Genomic DNA, 17,913 nt, shown 5'->3' with positions numbered 1-17,913 from the left:
ACCCCGGAGAGGGTTGTACGGCATCCCGAGATTTTTTCAGGACGGGCTCCGGGTGCCGACCAAACCGGGCGGACGTAGCGTTTCAGACATGAGCGAAGACTCGGCTACGACCTTCCAGGGCGCCGTCCTCGACGAGCTGGGCGGCGACAAGGTGCGGGAGATCGCGGGGCTGCTGGGCACGGACGAGGCGGGCGCCCGGGACGTGGTCGGTACGACCGCGTCGGCGCTGTCCGGCGAGGCGGCGGCCGCGGAGCCCGCACAGGCGCCTCAGGAGGCCCCGCTGCAGGGCGTGGCCACGCTGGGCGGTTTCGCGACCGGCGGGCTCATGGCCGGGGTGCTGGCCAAGGCGGCCAGGCCGGTGGCGAACGCGGTGGCCAAGAAGACGGGGCTGCCGCCGGCGACCGTCGCACGGGTCGTCGAGATGCTGATCCCGGCGGTGCTGGCCGTGCTGGCGAAACGGGCGGCCAAGAAGTAGCGCGGCGGCCGGGCGGGTACGGCGTGCTCCCGGCGCCCTGCCCCGCCCCGGATCGGACCGGGTGGGGCAGAGCGCCTTCCCTCCGGGCGCCGGGCCCGCTAGCGGACCACGTATTCCACGAACCGCGCCGCCGTCTCCGCCAGCACCTCGCGTCCGTCCCGGGCCCACAGGCCGTCGTTGAACAGCTCGACCTCGACGGACCCGGTGTAGCCGGCGGCCTCGACGTACGACAGCCACTCCCGCATGTCGATCGCGCCGTCCCCGATCTGCCCGCGGCCGTTCAGCACGCCCTCGGGCAACGGGGTGGTCCAGTCGGCGAGTTGGAAGGTGTGGATCCGGCCGCCCGCGCCCGCCCGGGCGATCTGCTCGGGCGCCCGGTCGTCCCACCAGATGTGGTACGTGTCGACCGTGACCCCGACCTGCTGGGCGGGGAACCGCTCGGCGAGGTCGAGGGCCTGGGTGAGCGTCGAGACCACGCAGCGGTCGGAGGCGTACATCGGGTGCAGCGGCTCGATGGCCAGCCGTACGCCCCGCTCCTGCGCGTAGGGGCCCAGCTCGCCCAGGGCGTCGGCGATCCGCTCCCGCGCGCCGTGCAGGTCCCGGGAGCCGGCCGGGAGGCCACCGGACACGAGCACGAGGGTGTCCGTGCCGAGGGCGGCGGCCTCGTCGACGGCCCGGCGGTTGTCGTCGAGGGCGCGGGCGCGCTCGTCCGGGTCGAGCGCGGTGAGGAAGCCGCCCCTGCACAACGTTGTCACCGTGAGCCCCGCGTCACGGACCAGCTTCGCGGTCGCCTCCACGCCGTACGACTGGACGGGCTCGCGCCACAGTCCGACGCCGGGGACGTCCGACTCCAGGCAGGCATCGACCAGTTCGGGGATCGACAGCTGCTTGACCGTCATCTGGTTGATGGAGAAGCGGGCCAGGTCGGGATTGCTCACTGGGTCACTCCGTACAGGGCGAGCAGGTTCTTCATCCGTTCCTCGGCGAGCTTCGGGTCCGGGAACAGGCCCAGCCCGTCGGCGAGTTCGTAGGCGCGGGCGAAGTGCGGGAGGGAGCGGGCCGACTGGAGTCCGCCGACCATGGTGAAGTGCGTCTGGTGGCCCGCGAGCCAGGCGAGGAAGACCACGCCGGTCTTGTAGAAGCGGGTCGGCGCCTGGAAGAGATGGCGGGACAACTCGACGGTCGGATCGAGGAGTTCACGGAATCCGGCCGTGTTCCCGGTGTCCAGGACGCGGACCGCCTCCGCCGCCAGCGGGCCGAGCGGGTCGAAGATGCCGAGCAGGGCGTGGCTGAAGCCCTGTTCGTCGCCCGCGATCAGCTCGGGGTAGTTGAAGTCGTCGCCGGTGTAGCAGCGGACGCCCTGCGGCAGCCGGCGCCGGATGTCGATCTCCCGCCGGGCCTCCAGGAGCGACACCTTGATGCCGTCGACCTTGTCCGGGTGCGCGGCGATGACGTCGAGGAACGTGCCGGTGGCCGCGTCGAGGTCGGACGAACCCCAGTAGCCCTCCAGCGCCGGGTCGAACATGGGGCCGAGCCAGTGCAGGACGACGGGTTCGGTGGCCTGGCGGAGCAGATGGCCGTAGACCTCCAGGTAGTCCTCGGGCCCCTTCGCCACGGCCGCCAGGGCCCGTGAGGCCATCAGGATGGCCTGCGCGCCCGACGCCTCGACGAGCGCCAGCTGCTCCTCGTAGGCGGCCCGCACGTCGGCCAGGGAGGCCGGGCCGGTGAGCTGGTCGGTGCCGACACCGCAGGCGATACGGCCGCCGACGGCCCTGGCCTCGGCGGCACTCCGGCGGATCAGCTCGGCCGCGCCCGCCCAGTCGAGGCCCATGCCGCGCTGGGCGGTGTCCATCGCCTCGGCGACACCGAGGCCGTGGGACCACAGGTGGCGGCGGAAGGCGAGGGTGGCGTCCCAGTCGACGGCGGCAGCCGAGTCGGGGCTCGTGTCGGCGAAGGGGTCGGCGACGACGTGCGCGGCCGAGAACACCGTACGGGAGGTGAAGGGGGTGCCGGAGGTGACGGCGAGGGGTTCCTGCCGGGGCTCGTACGCCCGCAGGGCCCCGCCGCTGTCCGGGAGCTGGATGGTCACAGGGTGATCTCCGGAACGTCGTAGCGGCGGCCCTCGGCGGACGACTTCAGCCCCAGCTCGGCGAGCTGGACACCGCGGGCGCCGGCCAGGAGGTCCCAGTGATAGGGGGCGTCGGCGTAGACGTGGCGGAGGAACAGCTCCCACTGCGCCTTGAAGCCGTTGTCGAACTCGGTGTTGTCCGGGACCTCCTGCCACTGGTCGCGGAACACCTCGGTGGCGGGCAAGTCCGGGTTCCAGACCGGCTTGGGGGTGGAACTGCGGTGCTGGACACGGCAGTTGCGCAGCCCGGCGACCGCCGAGCCCTCCGTCCCGTCCACCTGGAACTCGACGAGTTCGTCGCGGTTGACGCGGACGGTCCAGGAGGAGTTGATCTGGGCGACGGCGCCGCCGTCGAGCTCGAAGACGCCGTAGGCGGCGTCGTCGGCGGTGGCGTCGTAGGGCTTGCCGTTCTCGTCCCAGCGCTGCGGGACGTGGGTGGTCGCGAGGGCCTGGACGGACCTGACCCGGCCGAACAGCTCGTGGAGGACGTACTCCCAGTGCGGGAACATGTCGACGACGATGCCGCCGCCGTCCTCCGAGCGGTAGTTCCACGACGGGCGCTGGGCGGTCTGCCAGTCGCCCTCGAAGACCCAGTAGCCGAACTCGCCCCGGATCGAGAGGATCCGGCCGAAGAAGCCGCCGTCGATGAGCCGCTTGAGCTTGAGCAGGCCCGGGAGGAACAGCTTGTCCTGGACGACGCCGTGCTTAATGCCGGCGGCGTCGGCGAGGCGGGCCAGTTCGAGGGCGCCGTCGAAGTCGGTGGCGGTCGGCTTCTCGGTGTAGATGTGCTTGCCCGCGGCGATGGCCTTCTTGAGCGCCTCCTCGCGGGCCGAGGTGACCTGGGCGTCGAAGTAGATCTCGACGGTCGGGTCGGCGAGGACCGCGTCGACGTCCGTGGAGACGTTCGCCGGGTCCAGGCCGTGCTGCTCGGCGAGCGCCTTCAGCGCGTGCTCGCGGCGACCGACGAGGACCGGTTCCGGCCACAGCACGGTTCCGTCGCCGAGGTCTAGACCACCTTGCTCGCGCAGTGCGAGGATCGAGCGGACGAGGTGCTGTCGGTAGCCCATGCGCCCGGTCACGCCGTTCATGGCGATACGCACCGTCTTGCGTGTCACGTGATTCCTTTCGTCCGCATGCGTCTCACCGCATGTCTCAGCGCATGTCCCGATTCCAGCAAGCGCTTTCTATATATGCAGAAGCTAGCCTTTGCCCACTGGTCTGTACAAGACCGTGACGGGGTCGAGTTGTTCGAGGGGGCGAACAACCGGGGTAGGTGGCCTTATGGTCTGCTCGGACGGGGGCTTCCTTTGAGCAGCCTATGTACAACGGCGTACGACACGATGCGCGACCGGAGGACGAACAACATGACGGTGACCCTGGCGGACGTGGCGGCCCGCGCCCAGGTCTCCCCCGCGACGGTGTCGCGCGTACTGAACGGCAACTATCCGGTCGCGGCCACCACGCGCGAGCGGGTCCTGCGGGCGGTCGACGAGCTGGACTACGTCCTGAACGGTCCCGCGAGCGCGCTCGCCGCGGCCACCTCCGACCTGGTCGGCATCCTGGTCAACGACATCGCCGACCCGTTCTTCGGGATCATGGCGAGCGCGATCCAGTCCGAGATCGGCGGGCCCGGAGGCCGCGCGGGAGGCGAGCGACTGGCCGTCGTCTGCAACACGGGAGGCTCCCCGGAGCGCGAGCTCACCTACCTGACACTGCTCCAACGGCAGCGGGCGGCGGCGGTCGTCCTGACCGGCGGGGCGATGGAGAACGCGCCGCACGCGGCGGCCGTCGCGGCGAAGCTGCGGAAACTGGGCGAGGCGGGGACCCGGGTGGTGCTGTGCGGGCGGCCTCCGGCGCCGGACACGGGGGCGTTCGCGCTGACCTTCGACAACCGCGGCGGCGGCCGTGAACTGACCGAGCACCTGATCGGCCTCGGCCATCGCCGGCTGGGCTACATCGCGGGCCCCGAGGAACGGACGACCACGCGGCACCGGCTGGAGGGCCACCGGGAGGCGCTGGCGACCCACGGCATCACGGAGGACCCGCGCTGGACCGTGCACGGACGCTACGACCGCCGGTCCGGCTACGAGGCCACGCTGGAGCTGCTCCGCCGGGATCCGTCCCTGACGGCCGTGGTCGCGGCGAACGACTCCGTCGCGGTGGGGGCGTGCGCGGCGCTGCGCGAGTCGGGACGCCGGATTCCGGACGACGTCTCCGTCGCCGGGTTCGACGATCTGCCGTTCAGCGTGGACGCGGTGCCGTCGCTCACGACGGTTCGGCTGCCGCTGTCCGAGGCGGGGGCCCGGGCGGGTCGGATCGCCATGGGTCGGGAGGAGCCGCCGCCGGGCGGGATCGCCACGGTCCGGGGTGAGTTGATGGTGCGGGGTTCCTCCGGGGTGCCGCGGACGTAGGCGTCCCGGGTCCGGTCCGGTACGTGCCCGGCGTCTGCCCCATCGTGCGGCTGAACGTGTCGATGAAGGCACTGGTCGTGGCCCAGCCGCACTGACGCCCCGTCTCGCTGACCGTCGCCCCCTCCGCCAGGAGGACCATGGCGTGGAAGACCCGCACGTTGGTCCGCCACTGCGGATACGTCATGCCGAACTCGGTCCTGAACAACCGGGCCAGGGTGCGTTCGCTCACGCCGATGCGGCGGGCCAGCCAGGTGGCGGTACGAGGTCGCCGCAGATCGTCCGTGACCAGTGAACACGCCTGCTGGAGAAGGGCGTTGGCGGGGGCGGGCAGGGTCAGCGGTTCCACCGGCGCGCGGCGCAGCCGGTCCCGCAGGACCGCGCGCAGCCGGCGCGACTCCTCCCGCGGAAGGTCCGCCTCGCTGCACGCGATGATCAGTTCCCGCACCAGCGCGTCCACGGCGACCACGACCGGCGTCACGGAGTCCAGCAGTACGTCGTGGACGGCGAAGCCGATGGTGTGCACGGAACTGTGCCCGTGCACCCGGTGCTGGTGCCAGATGCCCGCGGGCAGCCAGATCGCCCGCGCGCTGGACGCCACCCAGGACGCCTCGCCCGTCCGCACCGCCAGCACACCGGCACTGACGTAGAGCAACTGGTGGTAACCGTGCTGGTGACGGCCGATGACCTCACCCGCGAGGTGCGCGTGCGTGGTGTCCCGGGGCTCGACGGCTCCCTCTGTCACCGCCTCCGCCGCAGCCTCCGCCTCCGCCTGTCCGTTTTCCGACACAGCTCGGCAGAATAACGGAAGCGCTCCGCCCGGCCGTCCTGCCAGCGTGAGCACCATGCCCCCGACACCCCCCGCAACCGCCCCACCCCCGATGAAGGCCCGGCTCGCCGACCGGATGCGCGGTGTCGCGCTCGACACCCGCCCCCTTCAACACCCCGTGTTCCGGCGCCTGTTGATCGGCCAGAGCGCGGCCTACGTGGGGACGATGGTCACCGACGTCACCATCCCGGTGCAGGTGTACGGGCTGTCCCGGTCGTCACTGTTCGTGGGGCTGACGGGCGTCGCCGGCCTCGTACCGCTGGTGGTCTTCGGGCTGTACGGCGGTGCCGTCGCCGACCGGTTCGACCGCCGTACGCTGTACCTCGCCTCGGCCTGTCTGACCTGGGCCGTCACGCTCGCCCTGCTGTTCCAGGCGGTCGCCGACGTGCGGTCGGTCCCGCTCGTCCTGGGCCTCGTCGCCGTGCAGGCCGGCGCCTTCGCCGTGTCGTCCGCGGCCCGGGGCGCGATCATCCCCCGTGTCGTGCCGACCCCGCTCGTGCCCGCCGCGAACACGCTCTACTTCACCGCAGGCAACATCGGACAGGTCGTCGGACCGCTGATCGCGGGCGTCCTGATCTCCCTCCCGAATGGCTACAGCTGGGCCTACGGCGCCGACGCCGCGCTGTTCTCCCTCCTCCTCTGCTCCGCCCTGCGCCTCCCCTCGGTCAAGCCGACCGGCGAGGGAGCCGGCGCCACGGGCGGGCTGCGCTCGGTGCTCGACGGGCTGCGGTTCATCGCCGTCGCCCCGGTGCTCTGGATGTCCTTCGCGGTCGACATCGCGGCGATGACCCTGGCCATGCCGACCGCGCTGTTCCCGCAGGCGGCACAGACACGGTTCGGCGGCGGGGTCGGGCTGCTGTACTCGGCCATCGCGATCGGCTCGGTCACGGCGGGCCTGTTCAGTGGCTGGACAGGACGCGTACGGCGCCAGGGCAGGGCGCTCGCCGTCGCCGTCGTCGCCTGGGCCACGGCCGTCGCCCTCGCGGGTACGGTCCACCGGCTCGGCGCCGCCGCGGCCCTGCTGGCGGCGGCCGGAGCGGCCGACCTCGTCAGCGCCGTCTACCGTCAGACCATCCTCCAGACCTACGCCCCCGACGCCCTGCGCGGCCGTCTCCAGGGCGTCTTCACCGTCGTCGTCGCGGGCGGCCCCCGCCTCGGCGACCTCCGCGCCGGCGCCATGGCCTCCACCACGGGCCTCGGCCTCGCCTGGACGGGCAGTTCACTGCTGTGCGTGGTCGTCGTCATCACGGCCGCACTGCTGGTCCGCCCGTTCTGGCACTACGACGTCGCCGCGGCACACCCGCCGTCCCCGCGGCCGTAGGGTCCCGAACGGCACCAACTCCCGTGCTCCGCACCGGCCTGCACCGGCCGGTACTGGCCTACGATCCCCTTCATGCCTCGTGCGCTCATCCTCGGCGGAACCGGACTCGTCGGACGGGCGACCGCGCTGCGGTTGCTGGAGAGCGGATGGCGGGTGGACGTCGTCGGCCGGGACCCGGACCGGATGCCGGCCGAACTCACGGCGGCCGGTGGGAAGTTCGTCGAGGCGGACCGTGCCGACCAGGCACAGACGCGGGCCGCGCTCGGATCCGGTGCCGACCTGCTCGTCGACTGTCTCTGCTTCACCGCCGCCGACGCCAGGTCGTTGCTGCCGCTCGCCGCGAACTCCGGTTCCACCGTGGTGATGTCGAGTCGCGCCGTCTACGTCGACGCGGCGGGCCGTCACGTCAACTCGGATGTGCCGCCGCACTTCGCCACACCCATCACCGAAGACCGGCCGACCCTCGCTCCGGCGACGGACACCGACCACCGGTCGCGCGAGGGATACGGCCCCAACAAGGTCGCCGCCGAACAGGTCGTGCTGGAGAGCGGGCTGCCCGTCAGCGTGGTGCGGGCGTCCCGGATGCACGGGATCGGGGCGTCCCCGGCGCGTGAATGGGCCGTCGTGAAGCGGGTGCTGGACGGGCGTACGGTCCTGCTGCTGGCCCGGTGTGGGGCCGGGATCGTGCACGGCACCGCCGCCGCGAATCTCGCCGCGCTCATCGAGACCGTCGCCCACCGGCCCGGCACCCGGGTCCTCAACTGCGCCGATCCGGACGCGCCCAGCGCGCTGGAGATCTGCCGGACCATCGCCGGACACCTGGGCCACGTGTGGGAGGAGGTCCTGTTGGACGACACGGCACCTGCCGGTCTCGGCCGTACGCCCTGGGACTCCCCGCACCCGATCGTCCTCGACACCTCCGCCGCCACGGCACTCGGCCACCGGCCCGCCGGCACCTACGCGACCACGATCGCGCCCGCCCTGGACCGGCTGGTGGACGCGGCACGCAGGGGCCGGCGCCCCGCCGACGCCGACTCCTTCACGGAGTACCTCGACTACGCGGCCGAGGACGCGTTCCTCGCGCGGCGGGGCGGGAGCCTCACGGGTGGAAGCGCCACCGGCCCTCGGAGATGACGTCGACCTTGGCGTCCCTGACGCGGATGGCCGTGTCGTCGTCGATGAAGTAGATCGGGAAGTCGGCCCGTTCGACGATGCGGTCGGCCCAGGCGTCGTCCCGTTCGGGGAAGTCCGGGGAGTACAGGTGCGGCTTGAGGTACCAGTCGAAGAGCCCGAACGGGGGATCCACGGTCGTCGCGTCGAGCACGTGGAGGTCGGCGGTGTCGCCGATGACGTCGGCGGAGTGGCCGGTGAGATGGCGGCTGAAGATCATGGATCCGGCGCTCACGCCCACGTAGATCCGGTCGCGCAGCGCGTCGAGGAAGCCGTCGGCGAGGCCGTTGCCGGTGATGCTGCGGGCGAGGTGGTAGTGGTTGCCGCCCTCGACGTAGACGACGTCGGCGTTGAGCAGCCGGTCGAGCACCGACTGCCTCGGCAGGCCGTTCAGTTCGAGGACGTCGAACTCGCGCCAGCCGAGGCCGTGCAGCCGGTTCAGGTCCGCGACGAACCACCCGTGGTCACCGGGTTCGGCGACGGACGCGGTGGGCACGTACACGACGTTCGCCGACCTGAACGGCTTTCCCAGCATGTCCCGCAGGGCGTCCCGCAAGGTGTCGTTGCGCAGGCCGCTCGCCGTCAGCAGAAGGTTCATCGGTCGAGCCAAGCACGGCCGCCGGACCCGCGCAACGAGCCCTGACCCCTGTGCGGTCGGCCGCCGGCTCGTCGCGGGGCGGGGGCCAGGCGAGGAGGCCGAGGCCGGTCATGGCGGGCAACCTGTCCCGGGGCCTTGGCAATCCCGTCGGCGCGGTACTACCGTCGACAGCAGACCTCTGACTGAGTCAACTACCCTGAGCGAGCACCGGGGATCGAACATGACCGTCCAGGACATCCGCGCCTTCAACCGCTTCTACACGAACGTCATCGGCGCCCTCGACTACAGCCGCCACCTCTACGCCCCCTTCACCCTCACCGAGTCCCGCGTGCTGTACGAACTGGCGCACTCCCCGCGGACGGACGCCGCCGACCTCCGCGGCGAACTGTCCCTGGACGCCGGGTACCTGAGCCGGATCCTGAACCGGTTCGAACAGGACGGGCTGATCGAGCGGGCGCCCTCGCAACGGGATCCGCGACGGCGGCAGGTGACGCTCACCGCGCGCGGGCGGGAGACCGCCGACCTGCTGGCCGAGCGGGCGGACGAGTCCGTGGGGGCGCTGCTCGCGACCGTGCCGGACGCCGACCGGCCGCGGCTCGCGGAGGCGCTGCGTACCGTACGGACCCTGCTGTCGTCGTCGGACAGGGGCCGGCCGCGGCCCGAGGACGTCGTGCTGCGCGAGCCGGGGCCCGGCGACCTGGGCTGGATCGTGCAGCGGAATGCGGCCCTGTACGCCGCCGAGTACGACTTCAACGCCGACTACGAGGGGCTCGTCGCGCGGATCGTCGCCGATTTCGCCGAGGACCACGATCCGCATCTGGAGCGGGTGTGGATCGCCGAGCTGGACGGGCGGCCGGTGGGATGCGTGATGTGCGTGCGGGACGACGCCCCGGGGACCGCCCGGCTGCGGCTGCTGCTCGTCGAACCGGACGCGCGCGGGCTGCGGATCGGGGACCGACTGGTGGGCGCGGTCGTCGAGTTCGCGCGCGGGGTCGGCTACCGCGACCTCGTGCTGTGGACGAACGACATCCTCGGCGCCGCCCGCGGCATCTACCAGCGGCACGGTTTCGTGCTCACCGCCGAGAAGCCGCACCGCTCCTTCGGCCAGGACCTCGTCGGCCAGGACTGGCGGCTCGACCTGCACCAGCGGCGGTAGGGAGCGGTGACGAGTAGGGTCCCTGGCATGAAGTTCGCGTTCTCCACCCTCGGTGTCCCCGGTCTCCCCGTGACCGACGTCCTGGACCTCGCCGTCACCCACGGCTACCACGGAGTCGAACTGCGCGCGCACCCCGAGGAACCCGTGCACCCGGGTCTCGACGCCGCCCAACGGGCCGATGTGGTCGCCGAGTTCAAGTCGGCCGGGGTCGAAGTCCTGGGCCTCGCCGGGTACGCACGCGTGGCCGCGCCGGGCGACGACGCCGCCGTACTCACCGAGATCCGTGAACTGCTCGAACTGGCTCGGGACTTGGGCGCACCCTTCATCCGCGTCTTCCCGGGCGGCGGAACCGACCGGCCCGTCGAGGAGGCCGACGCGACGGCCGCGCGGCGGCTCGGCACGGCGGCGGAGTGGGGCGCCGACCTCGGCGTACGGGTACTCCTGGAGACCCACGACTCGCACCGCACCGGCGCGGACGCCCTGCGCGTGCTCGGTCCCGTCGGGCATCGGCAGGTCGGTGCCCTGTGGGACGTGATGCACACCTGGCTGGGCGGCGAACAGCCCTCGGAGACGGTCGCCGCGCTCGGGCCGTACCTCGGATACGTCCAGGTCAAGGACATCGCCTCGGCCGACGACACGACTCCGCTGCCGCTCGGCGCGGGGGCGCTGCCGCTCGGCGAGTGCGTCGAGGTGCTGACCCGGCACGGCTGGGACGGCTGGCTGTGCTGGGAGTACGAGAAGCGGTGGTACGAGGCCGCGGCGCCGCTGGCCGGACTGCTGGGCGCGGGGCGCAACCATCTGGCACGGCTGCTCAACGACTCGGCGTGAACCCGTAGCCGTGGAGAGCCGGCGGGCACGGTCGTAGGAGACCGGCGCGTGCCGTCGCGGAAAACGGTTCGCCCGGTTCCGGAGCCGCCCTATAGGGTCCCCCGGTGCCCCGACAACCCGCCGTTCCGTGCGCTGCCGTGTCCGCGCGCGGGTCCGCCTCCGTGTCCTCATGAGTCCCGGTCCCGGGCGGACGCTGATCGACGTCCGGCCGTTGCGGACGTCTCCGGTGTTCCGGCGCCTGCTGGTCGGGCGGACGGTCTCCGTGCTCGGCGGGTTCATGACCCTGGTGACCGTCATGTACCAGGTCTGGGACATGACCCGCAGCACGGTCTGGACGGGTGCGGTCGGGCTGGCGAGCGCGGTGCCGACGGTGGTCGTGGGGGTGTTCGCCGGGTCGTGGGTGGACCGGGGCGACCGGCGGCGCATCTGTCTCTTCAACACCGTGGCGCAGGCGGTCTGTTCACTGCTCCTCGCCGTGCAGGGCTTCACCGGTCACGTCCCGGTGCCCGGCGTGCTCGCGCTGGTCGCCGTGCAGTCGTGCTTCGGCGCGGTCGGCGGCCCGGCATCGGGTGTGTTCGTCCCCCGGCTGCTGCCGAAGGATCAGGTCGCGGCGGGCCTGGCCCTCAACAGGGTGTCCTTCACGACCATGATGCTCATCGGCCCCGCGCTCGGCGGCCTGCTGATCGGCTGGGCGGGCATCGGCGCCTGCTACCTCGTCGACGCGCTCACCTTCCTCCTCGGTTTCCACGGCGCGTTCGGCCTGCCCGCGCTGCCGCCCGAGGGCGAGCCGTCGCGCGGCGGACTGCACGGTGTCCTGGACGGGCTGCGTTTCCTGGCCGGCCACAGCGCGGTGCGCGGGGCGCTGCTCATCGACCTCGCGGCGACCGTCCTGGCGATGCCGACGAGCCTGTTCCCGCTGGTCAACTCCGAGCGTTTCGGGGGTGATCCGCGCACCCTGGGCCTGTTCCTCTCGGCGATCTCGGTCGGCGGGATCACGGCGTCCGTGTTCTCCGGCGCGGTGACCCGGCTGGGCCGTCCCGGGCCGGTGATGCTGCTCGGTGCGGGCGTGTGGGGCGTGGCACTGGCGGTCTTCGGCCTGATGACGGACCCGTGGGCGGGCCTGGCCTGTCTCGCGCTGGCCGGTGCCGCCGACTCCCTGTCCGTGATCTCCCGCAGCACGATCGTCCAGACCCACACCCCGGACGCCCTCCTGGGCCGCGTCTCCGCCGCCGAACAGATCGTCGGCCAGGCGGGGCCCAACCTCGGCAACCTCCGGGGCGGCCTGGTCGCCGGCTGGAGTTCCGGCGCGACGGCCCTGGTCAGCGGCGGGCTGCTGTGCGTGCTGGCGGTGCTGGGCGTGGGCGCGTCCACGCCGGGGCTGCGGACCGGGGCGAGGGCCGACGAGGCCCCGCGGGCCGCACCGGACGGGCCGTGAGCCCGCCCGCGCCCGTCCGCCCGTCCGTCCGCCCGTCCGGTCATCCCGGCAACTGGCCCCGCAGCGCCTCGAACGCCTCGTGGAACCCGGGGAACGTCTTGCGCACACACCCCGGGTCGTCGTACGACATGCCCGGCGCCCGCAGCCCGGCGACCGCGAAGGACATGACGATCCGGTGGTCGCCGTAGGACGTGATCTCCGTACCCGCGAGACCCGAGGCCCGCGCACCAGCACGGGTCCCTCGCCCCGCCCCCGGCCGGATCTCGATCCAGTCGGGCCCCGTCGCCACCTCCACCCCCAGCCGCCGGAGGTTCTCCGCACAGGCCTCCAGCCGGTCGCACTCCTTCACCCGGGTGTTCCCGACGTCCTCGATCCGCACCGGCCCGGAGGCGAAGGGGGCAAGCGCGGCCAGCGTCGGCATGGTGTCCGAGATGTCCCGCATGGCGACCGTGAGGCCGCGCAGTTCGCCCGTCCCCCGCACCCGGGTGCCCCGCGCGTCCGTCTCCACCTCCGCTCCCATCCGCCGCAGTACGTCGACGAAGCCCAGGTCGCCCTGGAGCGCGCCCGTGCCGAGGCCCGGGACCGTCACCTCGCCGCCCGTCAGCGCCGCCGCCGCGAAGAAGTAGCTCGCGGTGGACGCGTCCGGTTCGATCCCGTAGGTGGTGGCCCGGTAGCCCCCGGACGGGACGACGTAGACGGAGCCCTCGGTGCGGACCTCCGCCCCGAACGCCCGCATCATCGCGACGGTGATCCCGACGTACGGCGCGGAGACCAGGTCCGTGACCCTGATCCGGAGCCCCTTCCTGGTCAGCGGGCCGAGCAGCAGCAGCGCCGTCAGGTACTGGGAGGACTGGCCCGCGTCGAGCACCACCTCGCCGCCCTCCACGCCCGCCGCCTCGACCCGCAGCGGATGGTGGCCCTCCGCCTCCTCGTGCCGCAGGTCGACGCCCAGGTCGCGCAGGGCCCGGGTGAGCGGGAGGAGCGGGCGGCGGCGCATCTGCGGGGACGCGTCGAAGCGGAAGCTGCCGCGGCCCGCCGCGGCGAGGGTGGGCAGGAAGCGGGCGGTCGTCGCGCCGTCCCGGCAGTACACGTCCGCCTCCGCGACCGCCGGGCCGTCCGGGCGGCCGTCGATCTGCCAGGCGTCCGGGGTCCGGCCGACGCGGTAGCCGAGGCGGGTCAGGCCCTCGGCGAAACCCTCGGTGTCGTCCGAGCGGAGGGGGCGCCGGAGGGTGGTCACGCCGTCGGCCGCCGCCGCCAGGAACAACGCGCGGGCGGTGATGGACTTGGAACCGGGGATGTCGACTACGGGCATGCCCTCATGATCGGGCGGCGGCCGTCCGGCCCGCCGGGGCGTCCACGGGATGGACCGCCGCCGTTCGCCCTCGGGTACCCGTGCGTGACCGCATCCGTCCCGTTGTGCACGGGTTCACCAACTTCCGGAGATCGGGGCGAACCGGGGAACCCGGACCGCTTCCGCTCCGTCCAAGACGCATGCTGCCGGACGAGTCTCCGCGGTACGGCGTCGGCCTCGCCACTGGCTGCGAACGCTGACCAACCCTCTCCTCCGTACCGCGGCCGACAGCAAGCCGTCATCGGCGCGCCCCCCTCCAACTGCGCCGATGGCGGCCCCTCCGCCGATTTGCTGCGCGCTCCCTTGACTGGCGGAAACTTCCCGGATATTCGTGAAATCTTGGAAGTTTCCTTCAACGGATCACCTCCGGAAGGAGCGCACGTGCCCTCCAGACGTACCGTTCTCGCCGCGACCATGGGCGTCACCGCGACCCTCGCGGTCGGCGGCACCGCCCACGCCGACGACACCCGGCTCCGCTCACTGATCTCCCGTATGACGCTGCCCGAGAAGGTCGGCCAGCTGTTCGTGATGCGGGTCTACGGCCACTCCGCGACCGCCCCCGACCAGGCCGACATCGACGCCAACCTGAGTGAGCTCGGCGTCCGCACGGCCGCCGAGCTGATCGCCAAGTACCGCGTCGGCGGCATCATCTACTTCACCTGGGCGCACAACACCCGCGACCCCCAGCAGATCGCCGACCTCTCCAACGGCATCCAGAAGGCGTCCCTGAGCCAGCCCCGAGGACTGCCCGTCCTGGTCGCCACCGACCAGGAACACGGCATCGTCTGCCGTATCGGCGCCCCCGCGACGCTCTTCCCGGGCGCGATGGCGATCGGCGCCGGCGGCTCCCGCGAGGACGCCCGGACCCTCGGCCGGATCTCCGGCGCCGAGCTGCGCGCGATGGGCGTCAACCAGGACTACTCCCCCGACGCCGACGTGAACGTCAACCCGGCCAACCCGGTCATCGGCGTACGGTCCTTCGGTGCCGACCCGGACGCGGTGGCCGGCCTCGTCGCCGCCGAGGTGAAGGGGTATCAGTCGGCCCGGGTCGCCGCCACCGCCAAGCACTTCCCGGGGCACGGGGACACCGCCGTGGACAGCCACTTCGGGTTCCCCGTCATCACGCACAGCCGGGAGGTGTGGGAGCAGCTCGACGCCGTGCCCTTCCGCGCGGCCGTGAAGGCGGGCATCGACTCGATCATGACCGCCCACATCATGGTCCCGGCGCTCGACGACTCCGGCGACCCCGCCACCCTCTCCCACCCGATCCTCACCGGCATCCTGCGCGGCGAACTCGGCTACGACGGCGTCGTGATCACCGACTCGCTGGGCATGGAGGGGGTGCGGCAGAAGTACGGGGACGACAGGGTGCCCGTGCTCGCGCTCAAGGCCGGGGTGGACCAGCTCCTCAACCCGCCGTCCCTGGACATCGCCTGGAACGCCGTCCTGAAGGCGGTGCGGGACGGGGAGCTGACCGAGGCGCGGCTCGACGAGTCGATCCTGCGGGTGCTGCGGCTGAAGTCCCGGCTGGGGCTGTTCCAGGACGCCTACGTCAGCCGGGCGGGCGTGAGCCGCACGGTCGGGACCCGGTCCCATCTCGCCGCCGCCGACCGCATCGCCGAGCGGACCACCACCCTGCTGGTCAACGAGAAGGGGCTGCTGCCGCTGTACCGCCGGACGCACGGGAAGGTCCTGGTGGTCGGCGCCGATCCGGCCTCGCCCTCCGGCACCACGGGTCCGCCCACCGGTGTGCTCGCGGCGGCCCTCGGCGAGCTGGGGTTCACGGCGACCGCCCGGCCGACCGGCACCGACCCCTCCGCCGCCACCGTCGCGGCGGCCGTGGCCGCGGCGGGTGAGTCGGACGCGGTGGTCGTGGCGACGTACAACGTCACGGCGGGCAGCTCGCAGCGGACGCTCGTGGAGCAACTCGTCGCCACCGGGCGGCCGGTGGTGGCCGTCGCCGTCCGCAACCCCTACGACGTCGCCCAACTGCCCTCAGTCCCCGCCTGCTTGGCGTCCTACTCCTGGACCGACGTCGAACTCCGGGCGGCGGCACGGGTGATCGCCGGCCGGGTCCGGCCGCGCGGGAAGCTCCCGGTGGCGGTGCAGCGCGCGGACGATCCGACACAGGTGCTGTATCCCGTGGGGCACGGGCTGTCGTACTAGGGACACGTCCCTCCACCGGCCCGAAGCCCCCCGTACGCCCGGCGTGCGCCCGGCCGGTGCAGTCGGCTGACTGTCAACGGCCGGGCGCGGCAGGGGTGTTGCCTACGGACGGAGCGCCGGTTCGCGCCGCACGTCCTGCCGGTCGAGCTTCGCGTCGTACGGTGCGAGGGGCTTGGCCTGTGCCGTGCCGGTGGCCGGGACTCCGGCCCAGGCCAGGATGCGGGCGGTGGCGAGTGCCTTCTGGTCGGCGGCCAGGCCGGCCACGTTCGCGCCGTGGTTGAGGCCGGGCGCGGTGAAGACGTAGGAGTCCCTGGCGCCCTTGCCGACGGCGAAGCGCTCGGCGCCCCACGGGTCGTTCTGGCCGTAGACGAAGAGCATGTGGTCGGCGTGGTGGCGGACCCAGCTGTCCACGTCCCGCATCGCGTGCGGCTGGAACCGCATCGGGATGGAGCGGGGGACGAAGGTGCGGGGCTGCTGGTAGCCGTAGCGGAGGTACTTCTTCTCGATGTACGGGAAGTGGATGGTGGGGGCGCCGAGTTGGGTGCCCGCCTGGTAGTAGTACGGGGTGTAGGGGGCGAGGCCCTGGTCGGTGTAGAAGGAGAAGCCGGAGATCGTGTCGACCGAGGTCCAGATCTCGTCGTCGGTGGCGGTCGCCGCGTTCGCCGGGACGGTGTCGCAGTCGGAGAGCAGGCTGTACTGCCAGAAGCCCCACACGTAGTCGAGGACGACGGCTTCGTAGGCCTTGTCGAGGCTGCCGACGGTGGTGAAGGTGTAGCCGTTGTCGGCCGCGTACGCCGCGTACCGCTGCTCCAGCGGGCCCCTGCGCACCAGCGCCTCGCGCTGTACGGCGTCCAGGCGGTCGCGGCACTCCTTGGTGCCGACCTCGGTGAAGAAGCGGTCGTAGGCCGAATCCTCGTTGTTCACCACGTCGTTGGGGGCGACGTAGGCGACGACACCGTCCATGTCACGCGGGTAGAAGCGCTCGAAGTAGGTGGCCGTCATGCCGCCCTTGGAGCCGCCGGTGGCGATCCAGTTCCTGGTGTAGATCGGCTTGAGGGCCGTGAAGACGCGGTGCTGGTCGCTGGCCGCCTGCCAGATGTCGAGCTTGGACCAGTCGGCCGGTTCGGGGCGGGACGGGGTGAAGTAGCGGTATTCCAGCGAGACCTGGTTGGCGTCCGCGATGCGGGTCGGTTCGCTGCGGCCGGGTGTCGTCGAGACGTTGTAGCCGCTGGTGTAGAAGACCGTCGGGCGGGAGACGTCCTTGTGCAGCACGGTGATCCGCTGCTGGAACGTGCCCTTGGACGGATGCCGGTGGTCGACCGGCTGGGTGTAGTTCAGGACGAAGTAGCGGTAGCCGGTGTACGGCTTCTCCTCGACCAGGCTCATGCCGGGTATCGCCAGCAAACGGTCCTTGATGTCCGCGGTCTGGGCGGTTCGGCCGGCCGGTACGGCGGTGGCCGCCCCGGCCGTGCCCAGCGTGCCTATGAGCACGGTGAGCGCGAGCAGCCATCTGAGCGCCTTGCGCATGCACACTCCCCTGTGAGGCAGTTGTGAACGCGAAGCTAGCGGAGCAACTGCCGTCACACCAGAGGAGGTTGTGCGGTCAGGAGGCCGGTGCGCGGTTCAGCACATCCAGCCCGAGCTGACCGAGCCGCCGCCGACGGAGCCCTTCACCAGGACGCACCGGTGGCCGGCGTGCACGGTGACGGGTCCGGCCCGGCGCGTGTACCGGCCGCGGTCGACGACCGGGCGGTTGCCGCGCGCCTGCACGCTGACCGACATCGTGCGCCTGGCGCCGGCCTTCTTCGGGACGGTGTACGCGCAGACGTAGTCCCCCCGGCGGAGGACGTGGACGGTGCCGGTGGAGAAGGGCAGCGTCTCCACCTCGTGCCCCGGACAGACCGCCGCCGCCCGGGCGGTGCCGGGGGCGGCGAGCGCGAGCAGTCCGGACGTGGTGAGCACGGCCGCGCCGAGCGCCGCCCGCCGTCGTAGCGCACCCATGTCCACAGTCATCCCTCCCGCACAGCAGCCGGACAGCGTACTGATGT

General features: G+C 72.4%; 15 protein-coding genes and 1 pseudogene. 8 read left to right on the top strand and 8 right to left on the bottom strand.

Going from position 1 to position 17,913, the window contains the following annotated elements; genetic code table 11:
- The first annotated feature begins 88 nt into the window (after window positions 1-88).
- On the top strand, window positions 89-475 hold the full coding sequence (locus tag ACIPTO_RS12455; protein ID WP_401191187.1) for a DUF937 domain-containing protein: 387 nt from the start codon (window positions 89-91) through the stop codon (window positions 473-475).
- A 98-nt stretch (window positions 476-573) separates the two neighbouring features.
- Here ACIPTO_RS12455 and ACIPTO_RS12450 read toward each other — a convergent pair whose 3' ends face one another.
- From ACIPTO_RS12450 to ACIPTO_RS12440, 3 genes are read right to left on the bottom strand one after another with little or no spacing between them, the layout of a single operon-like run.
- Entirely contained in the window at window positions 574-1,374 is an 801-nt protein-coding gene (locus ACIPTO_RS12450; protein ID WP_401192107.1) for a sugar phosphate isomerase/epimerase family protein, read from the bottom strand.
- Between the two features lie 35 nt (window positions 1,375-1,409).
- The gene (locus ACIPTO_RS12445; protein WP_401191185.1) at window positions 1,410-2,564 is read right to left on the bottom strand and encodes a dihydrodipicolinate synthase family protein; all 1,155 of its coding nucleotides are present in this window, start codon (window positions 2,562-2,564) and stop codon (window positions 1,410-1,412) included.
- The gene (locus ACIPTO_RS12440; RefSeq protein ID WP_366313272.1) at window positions 2,561-3,718 is read right to left on the bottom strand and encodes a Gfo/Idh/MocA family oxidoreductase; all 1,158 of its coding nucleotides are present in this window, start codon (window positions 3,716-3,718) and stop codon (window positions 2,561-2,563) included. Before ACIPTO_RS12440 ends, ACIPTO_RS12445 begins: the two co-directional genes overlap by 4 nt.
- Window positions 3,719-3,967: 249 nt before the next feature.
- Here ACIPTO_RS12440 and ACIPTO_RS12435 point away from each other — a divergent pair, with 249 nt between their 5' ends.
- Window positions 3,968-5,014, top strand: coding sequence for a LacI family DNA-binding transcriptional regulator (locus tag ACIPTO_RS12435; RefSeq protein WP_366313270.1), 1,047 nt, complete (start codon window positions 3,968-3,970; stop codon window positions 5,012-5,014).
- Window positions 5,015-5,087: 73 nt separating this feature from the next.
- Here the strand turns inward: ACIPTO_RS12435 and ACIPTO_RS12430 are convergent.
- Window positions 5,088-5,858 (bottom strand): annotated as a pseudogene (locus tag ACIPTO_RS12430) (helix-turn-helix domain-containing protein); the annotation flags it as partial.
- Here ACIPTO_RS12430 and ACIPTO_RS12425 point away from each other — a divergent pair.
- A complete protein-coding gene (locus ACIPTO_RS12425) occupies window positions 5,857-7,161 on the top strand; it encodes an MFS transporter (RefSeq protein ID WP_401191182.1) in 1,305 nt (434 codons plus the stop codon). The pseudogene ACIPTO_RS12430 and the gene ACIPTO_RS12425 overlap by 2 nt on opposite strands.
- A 72-nt stretch (window positions 7,162-7,233) precedes the next feature.
- The gene (locus ACIPTO_RS12420) at window positions 7,234-8,295 is read left to right on the top strand and encodes an NAD-dependent epimerase/dehydratase family protein (RefSeq protein ID WP_401191180.1); all 1,062 of its coding nucleotides are present in this window, start codon (window positions 7,234-7,236) and stop codon (window positions 8,293-8,295) included.
- Here ACIPTO_RS12420 and ACIPTO_RS12415 read toward each other — a convergent pair.
- Window positions 8,261-8,929, bottom strand: a complete 669-nt coding sequence (locus ACIPTO_RS12415) for a Type 1 glutamine amidotransferase-like domain-containing protein (RefSeq protein ID WP_366313264.1) — start codon at window positions 8,927-8,929, stop codon at window positions 8,261-8,263. The two genes, ACIPTO_RS12420 and ACIPTO_RS12415, sit on opposite strands and share 35 nt — an antisense overlap.
- 220 nt (window positions 8,930-9,149) lie before the next feature.
- On the opposite strand from ACIPTO_RS12415, the gene ACIPTO_RS12410 reads away from it, so the two are divergent.
- The 3 genes from ACIPTO_RS12410 to ACIPTO_RS12400 all read left to right on the top strand — a co-directional run bounded on the left by ACIPTO_RS12410 (window position 9,150) and on the right by ACIPTO_RS12400 (window position 12,348).
- Window positions 9,150-10,085, top strand: a complete 936-nt coding sequence (locus ACIPTO_RS12410) for a GNAT family N-acetyltransferase (protein WP_401191177.1) — start codon at window positions 9,150-9,152, stop codon at window positions 10,083-10,085.
- A 27-nt stretch (window positions 10,086-10,112) separates the two neighbouring features.
- Window positions 10,113-10,913 carry a sugar phosphate isomerase/epimerase family protein gene (locus ACIPTO_RS12405; protein WP_401191175.1) on the top strand — a complete coding sequence of 267 codons (801 nt, stop codon included), beginning with the start codon at window positions 10,113-10,115 and terminating at the stop codon, window positions 10,911-10,913.
- Window positions 10,914-11,082: 169 nt separating this feature from the next.
- Complete coding sequence (locus tag ACIPTO_RS12400; RefSeq protein WP_401191173.1) at window positions 11,083-12,348, top strand: MFS transporter; 1,266 nt, start codon at window positions 11,083-11,085, stop codon at window positions 12,346-12,348.
- Between the two features lie 40 nt (window positions 12,349-12,388).
- Here the strand turns inward: ACIPTO_RS12400 and aroA are convergent, their stop codons facing one another.
- Complete coding sequence (gene aroA, locus ACIPTO_RS12395) at window positions 12,389-13,660, bottom strand: 3-phosphoshikimate 1-carboxyvinyltransferase (protein ID WP_401191171.1); 1,272 nt, start codon at window positions 13,658-13,660, stop codon at window positions 12,389-12,391.
- Between the two features lie 420 nt (window positions 13,661-14,080).
- Here aroA and ACIPTO_RS12390 point away from each other — a divergent pair, with 420 nt between their 5' ends.
- Entirely contained in the window at window positions 14,081-15,865 is a 1,785-nt protein-coding gene (locus tag ACIPTO_RS12390; protein ID WP_401191169.1) for a glycoside hydrolase family 3 protein, read from the top strand.
- A gap of 102 nt (window positions 15,866-15,967) precedes the next feature.
- Here the strand turns inward: ACIPTO_RS12390 and ACIPTO_RS12385 are convergent, their stop codons facing one another.
- Entirely contained in the window at window positions 15,968-17,392 is a 1,425-nt protein-coding gene (locus ACIPTO_RS12385; RefSeq protein WP_401191167.1) for a S28 family serine protease, read from the bottom strand.
- A 96-nt stretch (window positions 17,393-17,488) separates the two neighbouring features.
- On the bottom strand, window positions 17,489-17,878 hold the full coding sequence (locus tag ACIPTO_RS12380) for a hypothetical protein (RefSeq protein WP_401191165.1): 390 nt from the start codon (window positions 17,876-17,878) through the stop codon (window positions 17,489-17,491).
- Window positions 17,879-17,913 lie beyond the last annotated feature (35 nt).

Origin of the sequence: Streptomyces sp. NPDC090083 (genome assembly GCF_044747445.1) — a bacterium.
Taxonomy (GTDB): Bacteria; Actinomycetota; Actinomycetes; order Streptomycetales; family Streptomycetaceae; genus Streptomyces.
Note: the sequence above shows the minus strand (reverse complement) of the source record. Positions and strands in the feature narration are given on the sequence as shown.

Bases quoted from the DNA above. Each gene is read 5' to 3' on its own strand.
- ACIPTO_RS12455 (WP_401191187.1), top strand. From the start codon at position 89: ATGAGCGAAGACTCGGCTACGACCTTCCAGGGCGCCGTCCTCGACGAG.
- ACIPTO_RS12380 (WP_401191165.1), bottom strand. From the start codon at position 17,878: ATGACTGTGGACATGGGTGCGCTACGACGGCGGGCGGCGCTCGGCGCG.
- ACIPTO_RS12450 (WP_401192107.1), bottom strand. From the start codon at position 1,374: ATGACGGTCAAGCAGCTGTCGATCCCCGAACTGGTCGATGCCTGCCTG.
- ACIPTO_RS12400 (WP_401191173.1), top strand. From the start codon at position 11,083: ATGAGTCCCGGTCCCGGGCGGACGCTGATCGACGTCCGGCCGTTGCGG.
- ACIPTO_RS12410 (WP_401191177.1), top strand. From the start codon at position 9,150: ATGACCGTCCAGGACATCCGCGCCTTCAACCGCTTCTACACGAACGTC.
- ACIPTO_RS12425 (WP_401191182.1), top strand. From the start codon at position 5,857: ATGCCCCCGACACCCCCCGCAACCGCCCCACCCCCGATGAAGGCCCGG.
- ACIPTO_RS12435 (WP_366313270.1), top strand. From the start codon at position 3,968: ATGACGGTGACCCTGGCGGACGTGGCGGCCCGCGCCCAGGTCTCCCCC.
- ACIPTO_RS12420 (WP_401191180.1), top strand. From the start codon at position 7,234: ATGCCTCGTGCGCTCATCCTCGGCGGAACCGGACTCGTCGGACGGGCG.
- ACIPTO_RS12405 (WP_401191175.1), top strand. From the start codon at position 10,113: ATGAAGTTCGCGTTCTCCACCCTCGGTGTCCCCGGTCTCCCCGTGACC.
- ACIPTO_RS12385 (WP_401191167.1), bottom strand. From the start codon at position 17,392: ATGCGCAAGGCGCTCAGATGGCTGCTCGCGCTCACCGTGCTCATAGGC.
- ACIPTO_RS12415 (WP_366313264.1), bottom strand. From the start codon at position 8,929: ATGAACCTTCTGCTGACGGCGAGCGGCCTGCGCAACGACACCTTGCGG.
- aroA (WP_401191171.1), bottom strand. From the start codon at position 13,660: ATGCCCGTAGTCGACATCCCCGGTTCCAAGTCCATCACCGCCCGCGCG.